The organism is Bradyrhizobium sp. JYMT SZCCT0428 (assembly GCF_018131075.1).
Classification (GTDB): Bacteria; Pseudomonadota; Alphaproteobacteria; order Rhizobiales; family Xanthobacteraceae; genus Bradyrhizobium.
In genome coordinates this window covers 83,862-103,513 of record NZ_JAFCLS010000031.1, presented here as the reverse complement: position 1 = coordinate 103,513, position 19,652 = coordinate 83,862, and the positions used below count along the sequence as shown (strand labels likewise).

Here is a 19,652-nt window from a genome sequence, read left to right as displayed (position 1 = left end):
AAAACCGAAAACACCCGCTCGGCCTATCCGCTCGACTTCATCCCGAACGCCTCGCGCACCGGACGTGCCGGCCAGCCGAAGAACGTGGTGATGCTGGCCGCCGACGCCTTCGGCGTGCTGCCGCCGATCGCAAAGCTGACCCCGGCGCAGGCGATGTATCACTTCCTGTCCGGCTACACCGCCAAGGTGGCGGGCACCGAGCGCGGTCTCGGCAACGAGCCGCAGCCGGAATTCTCCACCTGCTTCGGCTCGCCGTTCCTCCCGCTTGATCCGTCGGTCTACGGCAACATGCTGCGCGAGCTGATCGCCAAGCACAATGTCGATTGCTGGCTGGTCAACACCGGCTGGACCGGCGGCAAATACGGCACCGGCAGCCGGATGCCGATCAAGGTGACGCGGGCGCTGCTCACCGCGGCGCTCAACGGCTCGCTTCGCAATGTCGAATTCCGCACCGACAAGTATTTCGGTTTTGCGGTGCCGACGGCGCTGCCGGGCGTGCCCGGCGACATCCTCAACCCCGTCAACACCTGGAAGGACAAGGCCGAGTTCGACAAGACCGCGCGTGCGCTGGTCGGCATGTTCCAGAAGAATTTTGCCAAGTTCGAAGCCCAGGTCGACGCCGACGTCCGCGCTGCTGCGCCCGAGGTCAAGCTCGCGGCGGAGTGATCCGAACGTCATTCCCGGAAATGAAGAAGGGCGACCGCAAGGTCGCCCTTCTTTTTCACAGAGCGCTTGTTCTTGATACGGCCGCTTCTTGCTATCGTCCTTGCAGCATCGCGTTTGTCGGCGTCCGGCGGTCGGTGATCTGCAGGCCGAACAGGCTGCCGATCAGTTCGACCGCGACGCGCGCGGTGCGGCCGCGCTCGTCGAGGAACGGGTTGAGTTCGACGATGTCGACCGAGCGCACCAGTTCCGAATCATGCAGCAGTTCCATGATCAGATGCGCCTCGCGATAGGTGGCGCCGCCGGGCACGGTGGTGCCGACACCCGGCGCGACCGCCGGATCGAGAAAATCGACGTCGAAGCTGAGATGCAGCACGCCATTCTTCGCCTTCACGCGTTCGATGACGCGGCGGATCAGCACGCCGACGCCGAACTCGTCGAGCGCGCGCATGTCGGCAATGGCGACGCGGCGGTCCTGGACCAGTTTCTTTTCCAGGGGATCGATCGACCTGATGCCGAACAGATCGAGTTGATCCGGCGTGATCGACGCGCGCGGCTGCTCGCCGAGCAAATCGTCAAGCCCGCCTTCGCCGCACAGGAACGCCGAGGACATGCCGTGCATGTTGCCGGTGATGGTGGTGTGGGGCGTGTTGTAGTCGGCATGCGCATCGAGCCACAGCACGAACAGCGGCCGGCCCTGTTCTTTCCAATAGCGCGCGACGCCATTGACCGATCCCATCGAGAGCGAATGATCGCCGCCCATGAAGATCGGCACCGCGCCGGATCGCGCCAACCCGTAGGCGCGCTCGCTGAGCATCCGAATCCAGGTTTTCACCTCGTCGTAGAATTTGGCGTTGGCAGGCGGCGGCCCGTCCGGCGTGACCTTCGATATCGCGAGATTGCCGTGATCCTCGACGGCAAATCCCAATTGGTCGAGCACGCGCGCGATGCCCGCGGTCCGCAGTGCATCGGGACCCATCAGCGTGCCGGCCTGCGAAGCACCAATTTCGATGGGGATGCCGAGCAGGGCGATATCGGGCTTCTTGGCGTCGGGTTCGGACATGAGCCGCCTTCCAGGACCGTAGGGAACGGAAGATGAGGCCCGTATGTTCCCTTACGCCTTGAAATACGCGATTTGCGTCGTCGTTGCGAGCAGCCGTCCGTTCGGCGACCACAATTCACCGTTCTGATCGCCATAAGACTTGTGGAAAATCTTGGCGTCGGCCACCGCCAGCACGCGCGTAATGTCTTCCGCGGCGAGGTCGGCGGCGTCGGCGTGGAAATAGGTCGTGATCGACACCGTGCCGAACGGCACCAGCTCCCGCCTGGCGTGGAAGATGCGGCCGAAAAACGCGTCCGACATCGACATCAGCGACAGCGCGTCGATCTTCCGCGGCACCCGGTCGCCGATCCACAGTTTCGAGAACGAATTCGGCTCCGCCGACGACGCCGAGCCCCAGCCCGGCTCGCCCTCGACGAAGCGGAAATCATACTGCTTGACCCAGGGCGCGGCGACCTTCCCGTAAGGCAGCGTCTGCTCGTAGGGTTTTGACGACGGGAACGGCGCCTGCGGGTGCGACCAGGACGGGCGGCGCTCGGCGAACACCGCGGTGGCCAGCGTCGCCACCTCGCCGCCATCTTGCGTCATCTCCACGCACCAATGCTGCGTCGAGCGGTTGGCCTTGACCAGCCGTACGTCGAGATCAAACGCGCCTTGCGCGACGGGCGCGCAGAAATTGACGGTGAGCGACAACGGATCGCCTGATCGTTGCGGGTGGTCCATGAGAGCGCGCAGGATTGTGGCCGCCGTGCAGCCGCCGAACGGGCCGACAAAGGCCCAGTAATCCTCGCTGGTCTTGCCCTGCCAGCGGCTGTCGCCGGCGGTGACCTGCGTGGCGTCGTCGAACAGATGCGGTGTCTTGGTGAGCATGGATACTTCCGTCATTGCGAGCGATAGCGAAGCAATCCAGAGGCGACAAAGCAAGACTGGATTGCTTCGTCGCTATCGCTCCTCGCAATGACGCTCTGTGGTCTGGGCGGCAGTATCACCACCCTCATCGTACATTCAATGATGTGGCAGGTAATGGCTTTGGGGAAATTTCTCCGTCATGGCCGGGCTTGACCCGGCCATCCACGTCTTCCTTGCTTACGAGAAACAAAGACGTGGATGCCCGGGACAAGCCCGGGCATGACGACCGAGAGGGATCGCCGGAATTCAGCCCGACACGCCGCGTTGGGCATCCTGCTCCTGCACGGGCGCGCTTGGGAGCACCGGCACGTGCCAGATATCCTCGGCGTATTCGCGGATGGTGCGGTCGGAGGAGAACCACGGCATCCGCGCCACGTTGAGGATCGAGGCCCGCGTCCACGCTGGCATCACCTGCCAGCGGGCATCGATGCCGCGTTGCGCCTCGTAATAAGAATCGAAATCGGCGGCGCACATGTAGTGGTCGAACTGGCGCAGCGTGTGACCGATCGCCTCGAACCGCGCGGGGTCGCCGGGCGAGAAGTCGCCGCTCTCGATCGCGCTGATCGCCCGCGACAGCCGTGGCGAGCGGCGGATCACGTCGGAGGCATCCAGTCCCTGGCGGCGCCGGACCATCACGTCGCCGGCTTCCATGCCGAAGATCGCGATGTTTTCCGCGCCGACATGGTCGCGGATTTCGATGTTGGCGCCATCGAGCGTGCCGATGGTCAGGGCGCCGTTGAGCGCGAGCTTCATGTTGCCGGTGCCGGAGGCTTCCATGCCGGCGGTCGAGATCTGTTCGGACAGGTCCGCCGCCGGGATGATCACTTCGGCCAGGCTGACATTGTAATTGGCGAGGAACACGATCTTCAGCCGTCCCGCGACCACGGGATCGTTGTTGACGATCTCGGCGACGTCGTTGATCAGCTTGATGATCAGCTTGGCGGTGCGATAGCTCGCCGCGGCCTTGCCGGCGAAGATTTTCACCCGCGGCACCCAGTCGCGCTGCGGTTCGTCCTTGATCGCCTGATACAGCGCAACCGCTTCGAGGATGTTGAGCAGCTGCCGCTTGTATTCGTGGATGCGCTTGATCTGGACGTCGAACAGCGCCGACGGATCGACCTTGATGCTGAGGCGCTCGCCGATCACCCGCGCCAGCGCCAGCTTGTTCTGCAGCTTGACGTCGCGGAACCGCTGCTGGAACGAATTGTCGCCGCAATGGTCTTCGAGGCGCTGCAGCTGCGAGAAATCGTCGAGCACGGCTTCGCCGCAGGTTTCGCGCAACAGGCCGGTGAGTTTCGGGTTGGCCAGCATCAGCCAGCGCCGGAAGGTGATGCCGTTGGTCTTGTTGGTGATGCGCTGGGGGTAAAGATGATTGAGATCGTGGAACACGGTCTCCTTCATCAGGTCGGAATGCATCGCCGAGACGCCGTTGATGCGGTGCGAGCCGACAAAGGCCAGTTGTCCCATCCGGACCCGGCGGCCGGAGCGCTCGTCGATCAGCGACACCGAGGCGCGGAAGTCGATATCGCCGGGAGCGCGTTGCTCGGCCAGCGCCAGATGCGCGGCGTTGATGCGGTAAATGATTTCAAGGTGCCGCGGCAGCAGCCGTTCGAACAGTTCGACCGGCCAGGTCTCGAGCGCTTCCGGCAGCAGCGTGTGGTTGGTGTAGGACAGCGTCGCGACCGTGATCTTCCAGGCTTCTTCCCAGCGGAAATTATGCAGGTCGACCAAGAGCCGCATCAGTTCGGTGACGGCAAGGCTCGGATGGGTGTCGTTGAGCTGTACGGCGGCCTTTTGCGCCAGGCTGCGCAGCTGCCCATCGGCGGCGAGGTGCCGCTTGACCAGATCCTGCAGCGAGGCGGAGACGAAGAAATATTCCTGGCGCAGCCGCAATTCGCGGCCCGCCGCGCTCTCGTCGTTCGGATAGAGGAATTTGCAGATCGATTCGGCGCGCGCTTCCTCGGCCACCGCGCCGAGATAGTCGCCGGTGTTGAAGGCGTCTAACCGCAGCGGATCGGGCGAGCGCGCCGACCACAGCCGCAGCGCGTTCACATGCTGGCCGCGCCAGCCGACGATCGGGGTGTCGTAGGCGACGGCCTGCACGGTTTCGCCGGGATGCCAGCTGGCGCGTTCGCGCCCTCTGTCCGCGACATGGGTGACATGGCCGCCGAAATGCACCTGATAGACCACTTCGGAGCGCTGGAATTCCCAGGGGTTGCCGAAGCCGAGCCACTCGTCGGGATATTCCTGCTGCCAGCCCTGCGCGATGATCTGGCGGAACAGGCCGAAATCATAGCGGATGCCGTAGCCGATGGCGGGAATGGCGAGGGTGGCCATGCTTTCCATGAAGCAGGCCGCCAGGCGCCCGAGGCCGCCATTGCCGAGCGCCGCATCCGGCTCGCAATTGCGCAGGTCCGACAAATCGACGCCGAGATCGCCCAGCGCCGCCTCGAACAGCGGCAGCAGGCCCATATTGTTCAGCGCGTCGGTAAACAGGCGCCCGATCAGGAATTCGAGCGAGAGGTAATAGACCCGCTTGCGGCCGGCGTCGTAATTATCCTTCTCGGCGGTCAGCCAGCGGTGCACGATGCGGTCGCGCAGCGCCAGGGCTGCGGCCTTGTACCAGTCGCGCTTGGTCGCCATGCCGGTGTCCTTGCCGATGGCAAGCCGCAGCTTGGCGAGGATCGCGCCCTTGATTTCGGAAAGCGCCAGTTCGTCGATCGGTTGGCCCGGCACCGGAAAACTCCCTGCGAATGCTTGTTCTTGCAACGCGTCAATCCCTGCAGTTCAGACTCACGAAACGATACGCGCCTTGCACCACAACCGAAACTATCCAGACGTTTGTTGTGCACCGCGCTGGTATGTTTTTATGCAAGGACCGGGCCGATTTGGAGGCATCGGCACGCCGATTTCGGTGCTAGAATGGCATTTGAAAGCAGTGATATCACGCCAGTTGAGGGGAGGCCGCGCCATGAGATTGATCATCGAGATCGCCGCTGCGACGCTTCTGGTGTTCTGCATCAGCGCCACCAGTGCCGCGTTCGCCGCCGGCAAGGCCGGCAAAACCGCCGATGGATTGGGCTGCTCGTTCAGCGTCGCGAAGAATGCGTCGCCCGCCGCCCGCTGTGCGGCGATGAAGCGGCAATGCGGCGGAAAATTCTACGCCAATTATTGCGGCGGCAGGATGCTGTCGGCGATGTGATTGATAGTCGTAGCCCGGATGGGGCGAAGCGCAATCCGGGATTGGCCAAACCACACATGGTTAGGTTCCCGGATTACGCTGGCGCTTCAACCGGGCTACGTGGCGCGGCGTTGTTCCGCCAGATCGCCAACACACGCGAGTCGTCAAAACATCACATGCCTCTGCTAGCAGGCGGCATGACCTATCTCTATTTGGGCATCGCGATTCTCTCGGAAGTCGTGGCAACAACCTTCCTGAAACTGTCTGATGGTTTCAGCAAGCCGCTGCCATCGCTGGTGACGGTCGCGGGTTACGCGGTGGCGTTCTACTTTCTCTCGCTGACGCTGCGAAGCCTACCGACGGGCGTGGTCTATGCCGTCTGGTCGGGCGTTGGCGTCGTCCTCATCGCTACGATCGCCTGGGTGTTCCAGAGCCAGAAGCTGGATACGGCGGCGCTCTGCGGCATGGGACTGATCGTCTCCGGGGTCGTTGTCATCAATCTGTTTTCCAGCGCTTCGTCGCAGTGAAGGGGCCGCGGTACTGAAGCATCGCAGCACTCATCAACCTGCCAATCGTATCTCGCTATGCCGCCATGCGCGAACGTCGCCCGCGCTCTCGATATTTCCGGCTTCGGCCAATGCCTGGATGCGCGCAGCCAGCATTTCCGAGTCGATGGGCCATGCAAGGGCTTTGCAGCGAATAGCAATGTCGCCGATAACCCGGGCGGTCTTCTGCCAATTCGGTTCCAGAGCGGAAAAGATCAGTTCGTCGAGATCGGCCTGGGACACGGACTTGGGGAGCACGACATCCGCCCATTGCAGGGTCGAATCGATCGAGGACTCTTCGTCCGATGGCGGTCGCAAATCCGGATAGCGATCGTAAATAGCTCGCAAAAGTCCGAAATGCAGCGCGGAAACGATCTCTCCAAGGGGATCGGCGAGTGCTGCCCGATCCTGTTGATCAAGGTCAGCTATGATGGTGCTTGCTCGGTCCATGGCCGCGGCATCATCGTGCAAGTGCCTGGCAATGTCGGTAGCCTGCGTCCGGTCCATGTCGAGATCCCACAAACTCAACTCATTGGAACAAATTAAGAACACTTTAGCAAGTACTTGATATATCATTGTGATTCGGCGCCGTGCCGACACAATATCTAGGGTCTATCACTGGTATCGAGGACTACATGTCCATGTCCACCATCGCCTTCGATCAATTCGCGCTCACCCGTATCGCCGATTTCGCGCGCTCGCTGTCGCGGCTGCATCAGGCCTCGCGCCGCCAGCCGGTCGACGACGACGCCATCGACCGTGAGTTCAACGCCGTCTGCATGTCGGTCTGGGGTTACACGACCGACGATTTCAGCGACGACCTGTTCTCGATCGCCGATCACGCCTGGCTCGATTCGCTCGATGAGGCCCATGCGCGGATCTTTGCCGCCGAGCAGGGCTATGACCTCGTCGACGACCAGGGCATGCTGTCGGACTGGTGGGGCTATTGCTGGATGATCCTCGCCGAAAAGCGCGGCCTGCTGACGCCGGAAAACCGCGCCGCGGCGCGTGCGGCGATCGAGGAAAAATATCTGTCGGCGCCGAACGTGATCGGGGTGATCGTCGGGCGGTGATGTAGATTGTCCTCATCCTGAGGAGCGCGCTCTTGCGCGCGTCTTCGAAGGATGCAGGCCCGTCTGTGGCCTCATGGTTCGAGACGGCGCTGAAGAAGCGCCTCCTCACCATGAGGGTTTATGAATTCGTTTAATTCACTTCCGCCCGCTTCGCCGCCTTCGGCGCTGTGCTCTTCGGCACCACCGTCGCCGGCATCGCGATTTCGTTTCGCGTCTCGGGCATCACGGTTTCACCGACCATTTCAGCGCTGACAGGTGCGACCTTCATTTCGCCGAGCCGGGCGCGGACGCTGGCGGTGAGGCCGGGATAGGACGACACCGGCGTGAATTCGGCGGTCTGATCGGCGCCGAGGCGGACGCCGGTATAGGCCACCAGGCCGTCGGCGGTGGCGACGACGTCACCCGAGCGCAGCGAGGTGTCGAGCGCGAGGTCGACCGGCGCGAGGCCCGACGGGCTTCTGCCGTTGCAGGTGCAATCGGCGCGCAGAGCCTTGCGGTAGGCGAAGGCGTTTTCACTGTCGGCGTAGCGCTCGCCATTGCTGGCCGATGCGCTGTCGATATTGCTGCCGTAGAACACTTTGGTGGTGCTGGCGGGACAGAACGCCTGGCACATCTGAACCGGCGTGGCGTTGCCGCGCGTGGTCAGCGGAAAATATTTGCCGTCGCAGCTTCGCACACAAAAGGCGGGTCCGGAGCCGGCGACACGCGGCGCGGGTGCGGGTTGGGCTGGCGGCTGATTGAGGCCGAACGGATCGGCAAAGAAATTCGCCTGTGCCGGGGCTTGCCGCGCCTGCTGTTTCTGGCCACCGCCAAAGAACATGTCGAACAGGCCTTCGGCCGATACGCTGCCCGGCACCAGCATGAAAGATGCTGCAAGCGTGGCGGCGGAAATAGAGGTCGCGCGGCGCCGCATGCGCGAAAAAGCCAACTCTGTACGCAACGCTAACTCCACCCAACGCAACACTTACGCAACCGACGCGAAACAGGCGTCAGTGGATTCACCATAATCCGGGATGGTAAACGAGCTGTGAGCAAGCGCTCGGCGGCGGGAAAAGAATTGGTGTCTCTCTTCGTCATTGCCGGGCTTGACCCGGCAATCCATCTTCTTGGAGTAAAGCTCTTGCGAAGATTGATGGATGCCCGGGTCAAGCCTGGGCATGACAACTGAGGGAGCGGTCGACCTCAGCTCTTTAAAAATTCACTGGCCTTGTAGAGCGATCGAAACTGTATGCCCGCTTCGGCAAACGCTTCGGTCGCGCCCTCTTCGCGATCGACCATGGTGAACACCAGCACGATCTCGCCGCCGGCTTCGCGCACGGCCTCGGCCGCCTTTAGCGCCGAACCGCCGGTCGTGGTGACGTCTTCCACGATCACGATGCGCTTGCCTTGCAGGCTCTCGCCCTTGGCGAGGCCCTCGACCGCAAGGCGGGCGCCGTGCTCCTTAGGCTTCTTGCGCACGAAGAAGGCCGCAATCGGATGGCCCTTGATCCACGATAGCTGCGCGATCGCGCCGGCCAGCGGCACCGCGCCCATTTCCAGGCCACCGACGTAGTCGAGCTGGTCGTCCTTCAGCGCCTCATAGGTCAGTTCCGCCAGCAGCGCCGCGCCCTCGGGGTCGAGCATGGTCGGCTTGAGGTTGAAGTAGAAGTCGCTCTTGCGGCCCGAGGCCAGCGTGATCTCGCCGCGGCCGAACGATCGCTTGCGGATGATCTCGGCGAGGCGGGCGCGGGAGGCTGACTTGGACAAGGCGTATTCCCAAAGGTTTGAGGCGGGCGGCAATCTATCGGTGCTTTCCCTTTCATTCCAGAGCCGATCTGGCCAAATCAACAGGGCGCGGCAATGTGCCGGGCCCCCGCCGGGCGCAGGGAAGCCCCCTCGGAAACGGCGGTTGTAAGGCCGCAAGCTTCCGCGCTACGGGAAGTCCAAGCCTTATTGGGGGAAACCGTAGATGACCATCGAACTGCACACCTGGAACACGCCGAACGGCCGCAAGATTTCGGTCGCTCTGGAGGAAATGGGGCTGCCCTACAAGGTGATCCCGGTGAACATCAGCAAGGGCGAGCAGATGGCGCCCGCCTTCCTCAAGCTCAGCCCGAATAACAAGATTCCCGCGATCGTCGATCCCGATGGCCCGGACGGCAAGCCGGTCAGCATTTTCGAGTCCGGCGCGATCCTGCTTTATCTCGGCGAGAAGACCGGCAAGTTCCTGCCCAAGCCGCTCAGCGACCGCATCCCGGTCTATGAATGGCTGATGTGGCAGATGGGCGGCTTTGGGCCGATGCCCGGCCAGGTGCACCATTTCATCGCGCTGGAGAACGAAACCAACCGCGCCTATGGCCTGAAGCGCTACATGGACGAGACTCGCCGGCTCTACGGCGTGCTGGACCGCCGGCTCGACGGCCGCGACTTCGTCGCGGATGCGCTGTCGGTCGCCGATTTCGCGATCCTCGGCTGGGCCTGGCGCCACCCGCGCCACAAGGTGGAGTTGAAGGATTTTCCGAATGTCGAGCGCTGGTACAACGCGCTGATGGCCCGCCCGGCGACGAAGCGCGGGATGGAAGCGAAGCTGGATTGAGATGTTCTCCCTCGCCCCGCGCTTGCGGGGAGAGGGTTGGGGTGAGGGGCTCTCTCCGCGAGTTCTGCGCGCGTTGAGACCTGTACCCCCTCACCCGGCGCTGCGCGCCGACCTCTCCCCGCAAGCGGGGCGAGGTTAAAAAGTTCACGCCTTCCTTGCCTCAAACGCCATCTTGACGGCGAGTCCCGCCAGCACCGTCCCCATCAGCCAGCGCTGCAGCAGCAGCCAGCTCGGCCGCGTGCCGAGGAACAGTGCGATCGATCCGGCCGCCAGCGCGATCATCGCGTTGACGCTGACGCTGATCACGATCTGGATCGCGCCCAGCGCCAGCGACTGCGTCAGCACGCTGCCGACGGTGGGATCGATGAACTGCGGCAGCAATGCCAGATAGAGCATCGCGATCTTCGGGTTCAGCAAGTTCGTTACAAAGCCCATCGCGAACAGCTTGCGCGGGCCATCGACCTGCAGCTTCTTCACCTGAAACGGCGAGCGGCCGCCCGGCTTCAGCGCCTGCCACGCCAGCCACAGCAAATAGGCCGCGCCCGCAAAGCGCAACGCGTCGTAGGCGTAGGGAATGGCGAACAACAGCGCGGTGATGCCGAACGCCGCGCACAGCATGTAGAACACAAACCCGAGCGCCACGCCGCCAAGCGAGACGATCCCGGCTGCCGCCCCTTGCGTGATCGAGCGCGAGATCAGGTAGATCATGTTCGGCCCGGGCGTCAGCACCATGCCGAGCGAGACGAGAGCAAAACCGAGCAAGGCTGACGTGTGGGGCATGAGGGGACTCGCGAGGGAATGCGCACGTTTCTAGCGCCAGACACGCCGCGATGTCATTTCGGAAATTGTACGGAGTGCAATTCGGCGGCGAGCCCAGTGCGCTCCCTCTCCCGCACTTGCGGGAGGGCTGGGCTGGGGGTCTCGCCCAGCAATGGGCGTCAAAGTTTGGCGCGAGAGCCCGCACCCGCCGCGCTCTGGCGCGCAAGTGCGGGAGAGGTAAGAATCAATGCGCCTCGTCCCAATTATTCGCAGCTCTTGCATCCACCTGCAGCGGCACCGAGAGCAGCACGGCCGGGAATGGCGCGTCCTGCATCACGTGCTGCACCACAGGCAGCGTCGCCGCGACTTCCTTCTCGGGCACTTCGAAGATCAGTTCGTCGTGAACCTGCAGCAGCATCTGCGCCGAGAGCTTCTCCTCGGCCAGCGCGTCTTCCATCCGGATCATGGCGCGGCGGATGATGTCGGCGGCGGAGCCTTGCAGGCGGGCGTTGATCGCGGCGCGCTCGTTGAAGGAGCGGACCGAGGCGTTGCTCGCCTTGATATCGGGATAGTGGCATTTGCGGCCGAACAGCGTCTCGACATAGCCGTTGGCGCGGCAGAAATCCCGTGTCGCATCCATGTAGGCGCGGATGCCCGGAAAGCGCTCAAAATATTTCTTGATGTAGGCTGACGCCTCCTCGCGCGCGATGCCGAGCTGATTGGCGAGGCCAAACGCCGAGATGCCGTAGATGATGCCGAAATTGATGGCTTTCGCGCGGCGGCGCACCTCGCTCGGCATGTCCTTGATAGGCACGCCGAACATTTCGGAGGCCGTCATGGCGTGGATGTCGAGCCCGTCGCGGAAGGCCTGCTTCAGCACGGGAATATCGGCGATCTCGGCCAATAGCCGTAGCTCGATCTGCGAATAGTCAGCCGACACCAGCTTGTGGCCGGGCGTCGCAATAAAGGCGCGGCGGATCTTGCGGCCGTCCTCGGTTCGAACCGGGATGTTCTGCAGGTTCGGTTCGTTGGAGGACAGCCGCCCGGTGGTGGTCGCGGCCAGCGCGTAGGTGGTGTGAACGCGATGGGTCTGCGGATGGACATATTCCGGCAGCGCATCGGTGTAGGTCGATTTCAGTTTCGAGACCTGCCGCCATTCCAGAATTTTCTTCGGGAATTCGTGGCCCTGCTCGGCGAGTTCATCGAGCACCTGCGCCGAGGTCGACCATGCGCCGGTCTTGGTCTTGCTGCCGCCGGTGATGCCCATCTTGCCGAAGATGATATCGCCGATCTGCTTGGGGCTGCCGACATTGATCGGCTCGCCCGCGATTTCCTGCAGCTCGGCTTCGACCCGCGCGGCGGTCTGGGCGAATTCGCCCGACAGCCGCGATAACACTTGTCGATCGATCGAAATGCCGCGGCGTTCCATCCGCGCCAGCACGCTGACCAGCGGCCGTTCCAGCGTCTCATAGACCACGTTCATGCGCTCGGCGACGAGGCGCGGCTTCATCACGCGCCACAGCCTCAAGATCACGTCGGCGTATTCGGCCGAGTAGGCGGTGGCCTTGTCGACCTCGACCTGATCGAAGGTGAGCTTGTTCTTGCCGCTGCCGACAAGATCGCCATAGCTGATCAAGGCGTGGCCAAGCCAGCGCTCCGCCAGCCCGTCGAGCCCGTGGGCATTACGGCCGGCGTCGAGCGCGTACGATATCAATTGCGCGTCTTCGACATTGCGCAGGGTGACGCCATGCTGCGCCAGCATCACGGCGTTGAACTTGATGTTGAAACCGACCTTCAGGATGCCGATCGATTCCAGCAGCGGCTTCAATGCGGCGAGCGCGTCGCTCGGCTTGATCTGGTCCGGCGCGAGGCCGGCGTCGAACAGCCCGGAGCCGCCGCCGGATTGCTTGTGGGCGAGCGGAATGTAGGCGGCCTCGTTTGGTCCCAGCGCCAGCGCAATGCCGCAGATGTCGGCCTGCATCGGATCGTCAATGTTCGCCTGCGCATCGATCGCGAAATGACCGACATCGTGCGCGCGTGCGATCCAGGCTTTGAGTTGATCGGGGCTCCGGATGGTCTGATACTTGGTGCGATCAACCGGAATTTTACGCGCGGCTTCGGCGCGGGCGGCGGCGAGCGAAATGGGCGTGCCCTTGGGGCTTGCCGCTTTGTCCTGCTTGTCGGCCCCTGGTTTTGCCGTAGCAGGCGGGCTGGCAAAGAGGTCGCCGGTAGCGCCGCCGGCCGCTCTGGCCGTGGCGGGCGCGGCAGCACTCTTGTTGCCGGCCGCAGCTTCCACGTCGGACGGATCGATCTGCGAATAATCGGCAACGCGGCGGGTGAGGGTGGAGAACTCCATCGCCTTGAGGAACGCGATCAGCTTTCGGGCGTCGGGGTCATGGACGGCAAGATCATCGAGCGGCACGTCGAGCGCGACCTTGTCGTCGAGCAGCACCAGCTGGCGCGAGATCCTGGCCTTCTCGGCATTCTCGATCAGCGCCTCGCGCCGCTTCGGCTGCTTGATCTCACCGGCGCGGAACAGCAATTGCTCGAGATCGCCATATTCGACGATCAGTTGCGCCGCGGTCTTGATGCCGATGCCGGGCACGCCCGGCACGTTGTCGGTGGAATCGCCCGCCAGCGCCTGCACCTCGACCACCTTCTCCGGCGGCACGCCGAACTTCTCGATCACTTCGGCAATGCCGATGCGGCGGTCCTTCATGGTGTCGTACATCACGACCTTGTCGGTCACGAGCTGCATCAGATCCTTGTCGGAGGAAACGATGGTGGTGGTGGCGCCGCGCTCGCCCGCGATCCGGGCATAGGTCGCGATCAAATCGTCGGCCTCGAAGCCGCCCTGCTCGAGGCAGGGCAGGTCGAAGGCGCGCACGGCGTCGCGGATCAGCGCGAATTGAGGGATCAGATCGTCCGGCGCCGGCGGCCGGTGCGCCTTATAATCGGGGTAAAGCTTGTTGCGGAACGTGATCTCTGACTTGTCGAAGATAATCGCCAGGTGGGTCGGCCGGTTGTCCTCGGGCATGTCGCGCAGCAGCTTCCACAGCATGTTGCAGAAGCCGAGCACGGCATTGACCTGCAGCCCGTCGGATTTGCGGTTCAGCGGCGGCAGCGCGTGATAGGCGCGGAAGATGTAGGAGGAACCGTCGACCAGAAAGACATGGTCGCTCTTGCCCGGAACTTTGGCAGGCGCCTTGGTTTCAGCCTTTGTTTCTGCCTTGGTCTGAGACTTGGTCTCGGACTTGGCGGCGGCTTTGGCGGGGGCGGGTTTGTCGGCTTTGGGGGCTATTTTCGGCATGGCCGAAATTTAGGGATTTTTGGCAAGGATTGACAGCCTCGGCGGGCGATTTTCCACGCTGTCATCAGCTGCCATTGGGCCGGAATCTGGGATTGCCCAGCAAGCAATTTTCGTCGTCCCTGCGCACGCAGGGACCCATAATCCCGGAGGGTAGTTTTGCATCGGGCTGGGGCGACAGCGAATGTAACCACGGAGAGCGGTGGCTATGGGTCCCTGCGTTCGCAGGGACGACGATGGAATTATTCTGCCGCCTGCAGCACTGGGCCGGCCTTTTTCGGCGCGATCCAGAACGCGCCGGGGCGATCGAACAGGAAGTTGGCATGCAGCGCCAGTGCCAGCCGCCAGATCGCCAGCGCACCGACGACGCCTGCGGCGGTGACGATCAGCGAGATCGTGCCGACGTCAAGGAGTCCGCTGCGGAGCATCAGCGCCCTTGTCGCGGCCATCGGCAGGAAGAAGGCGAGATAGATCACGATCGAATGCTCGCCGCAAAAACGCAGGAAATTGAGCCAGCGCATTCGCGCCAAAAGCGTGCCCATCACGATGATAGCGCCGGCGCCGGCAAATCCCAGTGCGAGCGAGACCAGCGGCAAGTCGCTGTAGCCCGCAATGACCAGGCCGCCATTGATCAAGGCCCACAATGCCAGACCCGTGAGCGCCAGTGCGGGCTGCGCCCGCGCGCGATCCGACACGGCGAAGACGTAGGAAGCCAGCCAATAACCCGCATAGAAATAGACGAAGCGCGCGCAGAATTCGTCGATCACGGTCCAGCCGGTCGCGACATGCGCCATTTCCAGCAACGCGGCGGCGGCAAAGATCGCTGGCGGAGGCGCGCTGCGTGTCAGTTTTGTGACGACGAAGAAGATCGGCAGCAGATAGATGAACCACAGCGTGCCAAACGGCTCGATGAAGGATTCCAGATACAGATAGCCGACATGTGCCCAACCGGTCCCGGCGGCAAAGGACGGCGCCTTGAAACCGAACTGGATCGTCACCCACAGCACGTAGAAATAGGCGAAATGCACCACCTTGCGGTCGAGATAGGTGCGCCAGTCGCGGTCGATTACGACCGCCAGGAACAGGCCTGAAATCAGGAAGAAATCCGGCATCCGGAACGGTTTGGCGAACATGACGAGCCAATGCATGAAGCCGGTCTGGCCCGCTGCGGCCTCGACCCCCAGCACCGAATGCATCATCACGACCATGACGATGCAGATGCCCTTGGCATAGTCGACCCAGTCCACGCGTCCGGCCACGAAAGACGTGGCGCGTTCGGCGACAGGCAATGTGCCGTTTGGTGTCATGGATGTCCTGTTTTGGCCCGTTGGCGGCGCATCATCGGCCCGATCCGTTGCTTTCTCCTTTATTCATACAAATGACATGCCGGTTTTCTTGCCGGTTTCTTGCCGTTCTCCGGCGCTTTTCCGGTTTCCTCTTTGCCGCCAAATGCTTTAAGAGGCGGGCACCGTTAACCATCAAAAACAGGCTGTTTTCATGCGCATTGCCATGATTGGCACGGGCTATGTGGGGCTGGTATCCGGCGCCTGTTTTGCCGATTTCGGTCACCAGGTTACCTGCGTGGACAAGGACGGCGACAAGATCGCGGCCCTCAGGCGCGGGGAGATCCCGATTTTCGAGCCCGGGCTCGACGCGCTGGTGGCTTCCAATGTGAAGGCCAAACGGCTGGATTTCACCACCGACCTGACCGGGCCGGTTGCGGACGCCGACGCGGTGTTCATTGCGGTCGGCACGCCGTCGCGGCGCGGCGATGGTCACGCGGATTTGAGTTACGTGCATGCCGCCGCGCGCGAGATCGCCGCCGTGCTCAAGGGCTTTACGGTGGTGGTCACCAAATCGACGGTGCCGGTCGGCACCGGCGACGAGGTCGAGCGGCTGATCCGCGAGGTCAATCCGTCAGCCGATGTGGTGGTGGCGTCCAATCCGGAATTTCTGCGCGAGGGCGCGGCGATCCGCGATTTCAAGTTCCCCGACCGTATCGTGGTCGGCACTTCGGACGAGCGCGGGCGCAAGGTGCTCGGCGATATCTACCGGCCGTTGTCGCTCAACCAGGCGCCGCTGATGTTCACGGCGCGGCGCACCGCTGAGCTGATCAAATACGCCGCCAATGCGTTCCTCGCCACCAAGATCACCTTCATCAACGAGATCGCGGACCTGTCGGAAAAGGTCGGCGCCGACGTGCAGGAAGTCGCGCGCGGCATCGGGCTCGACAACCGCATCGGCTCGAAGTTCCTGCATGCCGGCCCCGGCTTCGGCGGCTCGTGCTTCCCGAAGGACACCCGCGCGCTGGTGAAGATCGCGCTCGATCACGACGTGCAGCTGCGCATCGTCGAAGCCGTGCTTGGAGTCAACGACAACCGCAAGCGAGCGATGGCCCGCAAGGTGTCAAACGCGGCCGGTGGCAGCTTGCGCGGCAAGACGGTCGCGGTGCTCGGCCTCACCTTCAAGCCCGACACCGACGATATGCGCGAGGCGCCGTCACTTCCGCTCATCACCGGGCTGCTCGACATGGGCGCCAAGGTCCGCGCCCACGATCCGGTCGGCATCGAGCAGGCGCGCAAGGAATTGCCCGATATCGAATATTGCGACGATCCCTATGACTGCCTGCGCGGCGCGGACGCCATGGTTGTCGTGACCGAATGGGTGCAATACCGCACCCTCGACCTGGAGCGCGTGAAGCGCGAGATGGCCAAGCCGGTGGTAGTCGACCTGCGCAACATCTATCGCCCCGAGGACATGGCGGCCCACGGCTTCACCTATGACAGCGTGGGACGGGGATCTGACACCGGCGTTTGATGGCTTCTTGAACTGCGCCACCGCTATTTCCGTCATGGCCGGGCTTGTCCCGGCCATCCACGTCTTGTTTTCTGACCGTTCGAGAAAGAAAGACGTGGATGCCCGGCACCCGTCTCCGCTAAAGCTTCGACGTGGCCACGAATGGTTGGCCCGCCGAAGCTTTAGCGAAGGCGGCAAGGCCGGGCATGACGAATGAGTGAAAAACTTGCCCCTGACCTTCGACACGCCACTTCCGATCGACGCGGCTCTCCCCGAGCTGACGCGCACGCTCGAAAGGCACAACGCCGCGGTGCTGGTGGCTCCGCCCGGCGCCGGCAAGACGACGCGGGTGCCGCTGGCGCTGCTGGACGCGCCCTGGCTCAAGGGCAAGAAGATCATCATGCTGGAGCCGCGGCGGATCGCGGCGCGCGCCAGTGCGGAGCGGATGGCCAAGACGCTCGGCGAGCGCGCCGGCGAGACCGTCGGTTATCGCGTTCGCTTCGGCTCCAAGATATCGCGCGCGACCCGGATCGAGGTCGTCACCGAGGGGATTTTTTCGCGCCAGATTCTCGATGATCCCGAACTGAGCGGTGTTGCCGCTGTGCTGTTCGACGAATTCCACGAACGATCGCTCGACGCTGATCTCGGTCTGGCGCTGGCGCGCGATGCGCAGACCGGTCTGCGCGAGGATTTGCGCATTCTCGTGATGTCGGCGACGCTCGACGGTGCGCGGGTCGGCAAACTTTTGGGCGACGCCCCGGTGGTCGCCAGCGAGGGCCGCGCCTTTCCGGTGGAGACGCGCTATCTTGGCCGCAAGTCCGACGCGCCGCTGGAGCGGCAGATGGCGGATGCGATCGCAACCGCGCTGCGCGCCGATCCCGGTTCGGTACTGGCGTTCCTACCGGGCGCCGCCGAAATCCGCCGCACGCAGAATTTTCTCGGCGAACGGGTCCATGATGCCAGCGTCGAGATCGTGCCGCTGTACGGGGCGCTCGATGCCGCGGTGCAGGATCGCGCGATTCAGCCGGCGCCCAAGGGGCAGCGCAAGGTGGTGCTGGCCACCTCGATTGCCGAGACGTCGCTGACCATTGAAGGCGTTCGGATTGTCGTCGATTCCGGCATGGCGCGGGTGCCGCGCTATGAGCCGGATATCGGCCTGACCCGGCTGGAAACCGTGCGTGCCTCGCGCGCGGCGGTCGATCAGCGCCGCGGCCGCGCCGGCCGCACCGAGCCCGGCGTCTGTTACCGGCTGTGGGACGAGCCGCAGACCGCATCGCTCGCCGCCTACACGCAGCCCGAAATTCTCTCGGCCGATCTGTCCTCGCTGGTGCTCGACCTCGCGCAATGGGGCGTGCGCGATCCCGCGACATTGGCATTCCTCGATCCACCGCCGGCGCCTGCTTTGAAGGAGGCCAACAGTCTTCTTTCCGAACTCGGCGCGCTCGATGGCGACGGCCGGATCACCGCTGAGGGCAAGAGCCTGCGTGCGCTGGCGCTGCCGCCGCGGCTGGCGCGCATGATCGTGGATTCGCATCGCGCCGGCACGGGCGCGGAGGCCGCCGAAATCGCCACTGTTCTGACCGAGCGCGGCCTCGGTGGCGACAGCATCGATCTCGATTACCGGCTGGATCAATTCCGCCGCGACCGTTCGACCCGCGCCTCCAGCGCGCGCAGTCTGGCGCAGCGCTGGGCCTCGCAGGTTGCCGCCGAAGCGCCGGCTTCGTCCGCGCAAGCGGACGGCGATCTGAGCACCGGCGTCATGCTGGCCTTTGCCTTCCCCGATCGGGTCGCGCGCAACCGGGGAAACGGCAGTTTTGTGCTCGCCAACGGCAGGGGGGCGGCCGTGGAACAGACCTCGTCGCTGGCGCGCGCGCCCTATATCGCGGTCGCCGAACTGACCGGCACCGCCGCGCAGGGCCGCATTCTCTTGGCGGCGCCGATCGCGCAGGAAGAGATCGAACTGCGCTTCGCCGACCAGATCGAGAACGCCGAGGAGATCACGTTCGATCGTGGCGCGATGGCGCTCCGTGCCCGGCGCAAGCGCAGCCTGCACGCCATCACGCTGTCGGAAGCGCCGATGGCGCTGCAGCCCTCGGCGGAAACCGCAAAAACATTTGCGGCCGGATTGGTCGCGGCGGGGCTCGACAAATTGCCGTGGTCGAAATCGCTGAAGCAATGGCGCGACCGCGTCATGTTCCTGCGCAAGGCGGAAGGCGAAAGCTGGCCTGATCTGTCCGACGACGCGCTCGCTGCCACAAGCGAGGCGTGGCTGGAGCCCGTTCTCTACGACAAGACTTCGCTGAAGGAGTTGTCACCAGGCGATCTCTCGGACGCGCTGATGTCGCTATTGCCGTGGGATTTGCGCGCGCGGCTGGAGCGCGAGGCGCCGACCCATTTCGAGGCGCCGACCGGCACCATGCTGGCGATCGATTATGAAGCCGAGCAGGGGCCGACGATTGCGGTGCGGCTGCAGGAATTGTTCGGGCTCAACAGCCATCCCTCGATCGCCAAGGGCGCGGTGCCGCTGGTGCTGGAGCTGCTGTCGCCGGCGCAGCGGCCGGTGCAGGTGACGCGCGATTTGCCCGGGTTCTGGCGCGGCAGTTACGCAGCTGTGCGTTCCGACCTGCGCGGCCGCTATCCCCGGCATCCCTGGCCGGAAGACCCGGCCAATGCCTTGCCGACGCGGCGGGTCAAACCGCGCGGCACGTGAACCCCATAGGCTTGTCATTGCCGGGCATAGTAGGCTGCCTTGCGCAGACTACGTAAACTTGTCTGCGCCCCCGG

16 protein-coding genes are annotated in these 19,652 nt (G+C 63.8%); 7 read left to right on the top strand and 9 right to left on the bottom strand.

The window, feature by feature from the left end:
- Positions 1 to 666: phosphoenolpyruvate carboxykinase (ATP) (locus JQ575_RS28295; RefSeq protein WP_212036485.1), on the top strand; the 666-nt coding region annotated here is incomplete at its 5' end.
- Between the two features lie 91 nt (positions 667 to 757).
- On the opposite strand, the gene rocF is transcribed toward JQ575_RS28295, so the two are convergent.
- The 3 genes from rocF to JQ575_RS28280 form a co-directional block, all read right to left on the bottom strand.
- Positions 758 to 1,726, bottom strand: coding sequence for an arginase (gene rocF / locus JQ575_RS28290; RefSeq protein WP_212036484.1), 969 nt, complete (start codon positions 1,724 to 1,726; stop codon positions 758 to 760).
- Between the two features lie 51 nt (positions 1,727 to 1,777).
- Complete coding sequence (locus JQ575_RS28285; protein WP_212036483.1) at positions 1,778 to 2,593, bottom strand: acyl-CoA thioesterase II; 816 nt, start codon at positions 2,591 to 2,593, stop codon at positions 1,778 to 1,780.
- 285 nt (positions 2,594 to 2,878) lie between these two features.
- Positions 2,879 to 5,401 carry a glycogen/starch/alpha-glucan phosphorylase gene (locus tag JQ575_RS28280; protein ID WP_212036482.1) on the bottom strand — a complete coding sequence of 841 codons (2,523 nt, stop codon included), beginning with the start codon at positions 5,399 to 5,401 and terminating at the stop codon, positions 2,879 to 2,881.
- A gap of 202 nt (positions 5,402 to 5,603) precedes the next feature.
- On the opposite strand from JQ575_RS28280, the gene JQ575_RS28275 reads away from it, so the two are divergent.
- Both JQ575_RS28275 and JQ575_RS28270 read left to right on the top strand, forming a co-directional pair.
- The gene (locus JQ575_RS28275; protein WP_212036481.1) at positions 5,604 to 5,834 is read left to right on the top strand and encodes a hypothetical protein; all 231 of its coding nucleotides are present in this window, start codon (positions 5,604 to 5,606) and stop codon (positions 5,832 to 5,834) included.
- Positions 5,835 to 6,010: 176 nt separating this feature from the next.
- Positions 6,011 to 6,340: a multidrug efflux SMR transporter gene (locus tag JQ575_RS28270; protein ID WP_211999553.1), complete on the top strand. Its 330-nt coding sequence runs from the start codon at positions 6,011 to 6,013 to the stop codon at positions 6,338 to 6,340.
- Positions 6,341 to 6,373: 33 nt separating this feature from the next.
- Here the strand turns inward: JQ575_RS28270 and JQ575_RS28265 are convergent, their stop codons facing one another.
- A complete protein-coding gene (locus JQ575_RS28265) occupies positions 6,374 to 6,865 on the bottom strand; it encodes a DUF3658 domain-containing protein (protein ID WP_212036480.1) in 492 nt (163 codons plus the stop codon).
- A gap of 134 nt (positions 6,866 to 6,999) precedes the next feature.
- Between JQ575_RS28265 and JQ575_RS28260 the strand changes: the two genes are divergently transcribed.
- Positions 7,000 to 7,431: a hypothetical protein gene (locus tag JQ575_RS28260; RefSeq protein ID WP_212036496.1), complete on the top strand. Its 432-nt coding sequence runs from the start codon at positions 7,000 to 7,002 to the stop codon at positions 7,429 to 7,431.
- 130 nt (positions 7,432 to 7,561) lie between these two features.
- On the opposite strand, the gene JQ575_RS28255 is transcribed toward JQ575_RS28260, so the two are convergent.
- Together JQ575_RS28255 and pyrE are read right to left on the bottom strand one after the other, a co-directional pair.
- Positions 7,562 to 8,344 (bottom strand): DUF2865 domain-containing protein, encoded by a 783-nt coding sequence (locus JQ575_RS28255; protein WP_212036495.1) that lies wholly within the window; start codon positions 8,342 to 8,344, stop codon positions 7,562 to 7,564.
- 269 nt (positions 8,345 to 8,613) lie between these two features.
- On the bottom strand, positions 8,614 to 9,177 hold the full coding sequence (gene pyrE / locus JQ575_RS28250) for an orotate phosphoribosyltransferase (RefSeq protein WP_192739194.1): 564 nt from the start codon (positions 9,175 to 9,177) through the stop codon (positions 8,614 to 8,616).
- Between the two features lie 202 nt (positions 9,178 to 9,379).
- On the opposite strand from pyrE, the gene JQ575_RS28245 reads away from it, so the two are divergent.
- Positions 9,380 to 10,006 (top strand): glutathione S-transferase family protein, encoded by a 627-nt coding sequence (locus tag JQ575_RS28245; protein ID WP_212036479.1) that lies wholly within the window; start codon positions 9,380 to 9,382, stop codon positions 10,004 to 10,006.
- 144 nt (positions 10,007 to 10,150) lie between these two features.
- Here JQ575_RS28245 and JQ575_RS28240 read toward each other — a convergent pair whose 3' ends face one another.
- The 3 genes from JQ575_RS28240 to JQ575_RS28230 form a co-directional block, all read right to left on the bottom strand.
- On the bottom strand, positions 10,151 to 10,786 hold the full coding sequence (locus JQ575_RS28240) for a LysE family translocator (RefSeq protein WP_212036478.1): 636 nt from the start codon (positions 10,784 to 10,786) through the stop codon (positions 10,151 to 10,153).
- A gap of 223 nt (positions 10,787 to 11,009) precedes the next feature.
- Entirely contained in the window at positions 11,010 to 14,075 is a 3,066-nt protein-coding gene (gene polA, locus JQ575_RS28235; RefSeq protein WP_212036477.1) for a DNA polymerase I, read from the bottom strand.
- Positions 14,076 to 14,314: 239 nt separating this feature from the next.
- Positions 14,315 to 15,379, bottom strand: coding sequence for an acyltransferase family protein (locus tag JQ575_RS28230; protein WP_212036476.1), 1,065 nt, complete (start codon positions 15,377 to 15,379; stop codon positions 14,315 to 14,317).
- Between the two features lie 190 nt (positions 15,380 to 15,569).
- Between JQ575_RS28230 and JQ575_RS28225 the strand changes: the two genes are divergently transcribed.
- Together JQ575_RS28225 and hrpB are read left to right on the top strand one after the other, a co-directional pair.
- Positions 15,570 to 16,889, top strand: coding sequence for a UDP-glucose/GDP-mannose dehydrogenase family protein (locus JQ575_RS28225; RefSeq protein WP_212036475.1), 1,320 nt, complete (start codon positions 15,570 to 15,572; stop codon positions 16,887 to 16,889).
- A gap of 205 nt (positions 16,890 to 17,094) precedes the next feature.
- Positions 17,095 to 19,578 (top strand): ATP-dependent helicase HrpB, encoded by a 2,484-nt coding sequence (gene hrpB / locus JQ575_RS28220; protein WP_212036494.1) that lies wholly within the window; start codon positions 17,095 to 17,097, stop codon positions 19,576 to 19,578.
- Positions 19,579 to 19,652 lie beyond the last annotated feature (74 nt).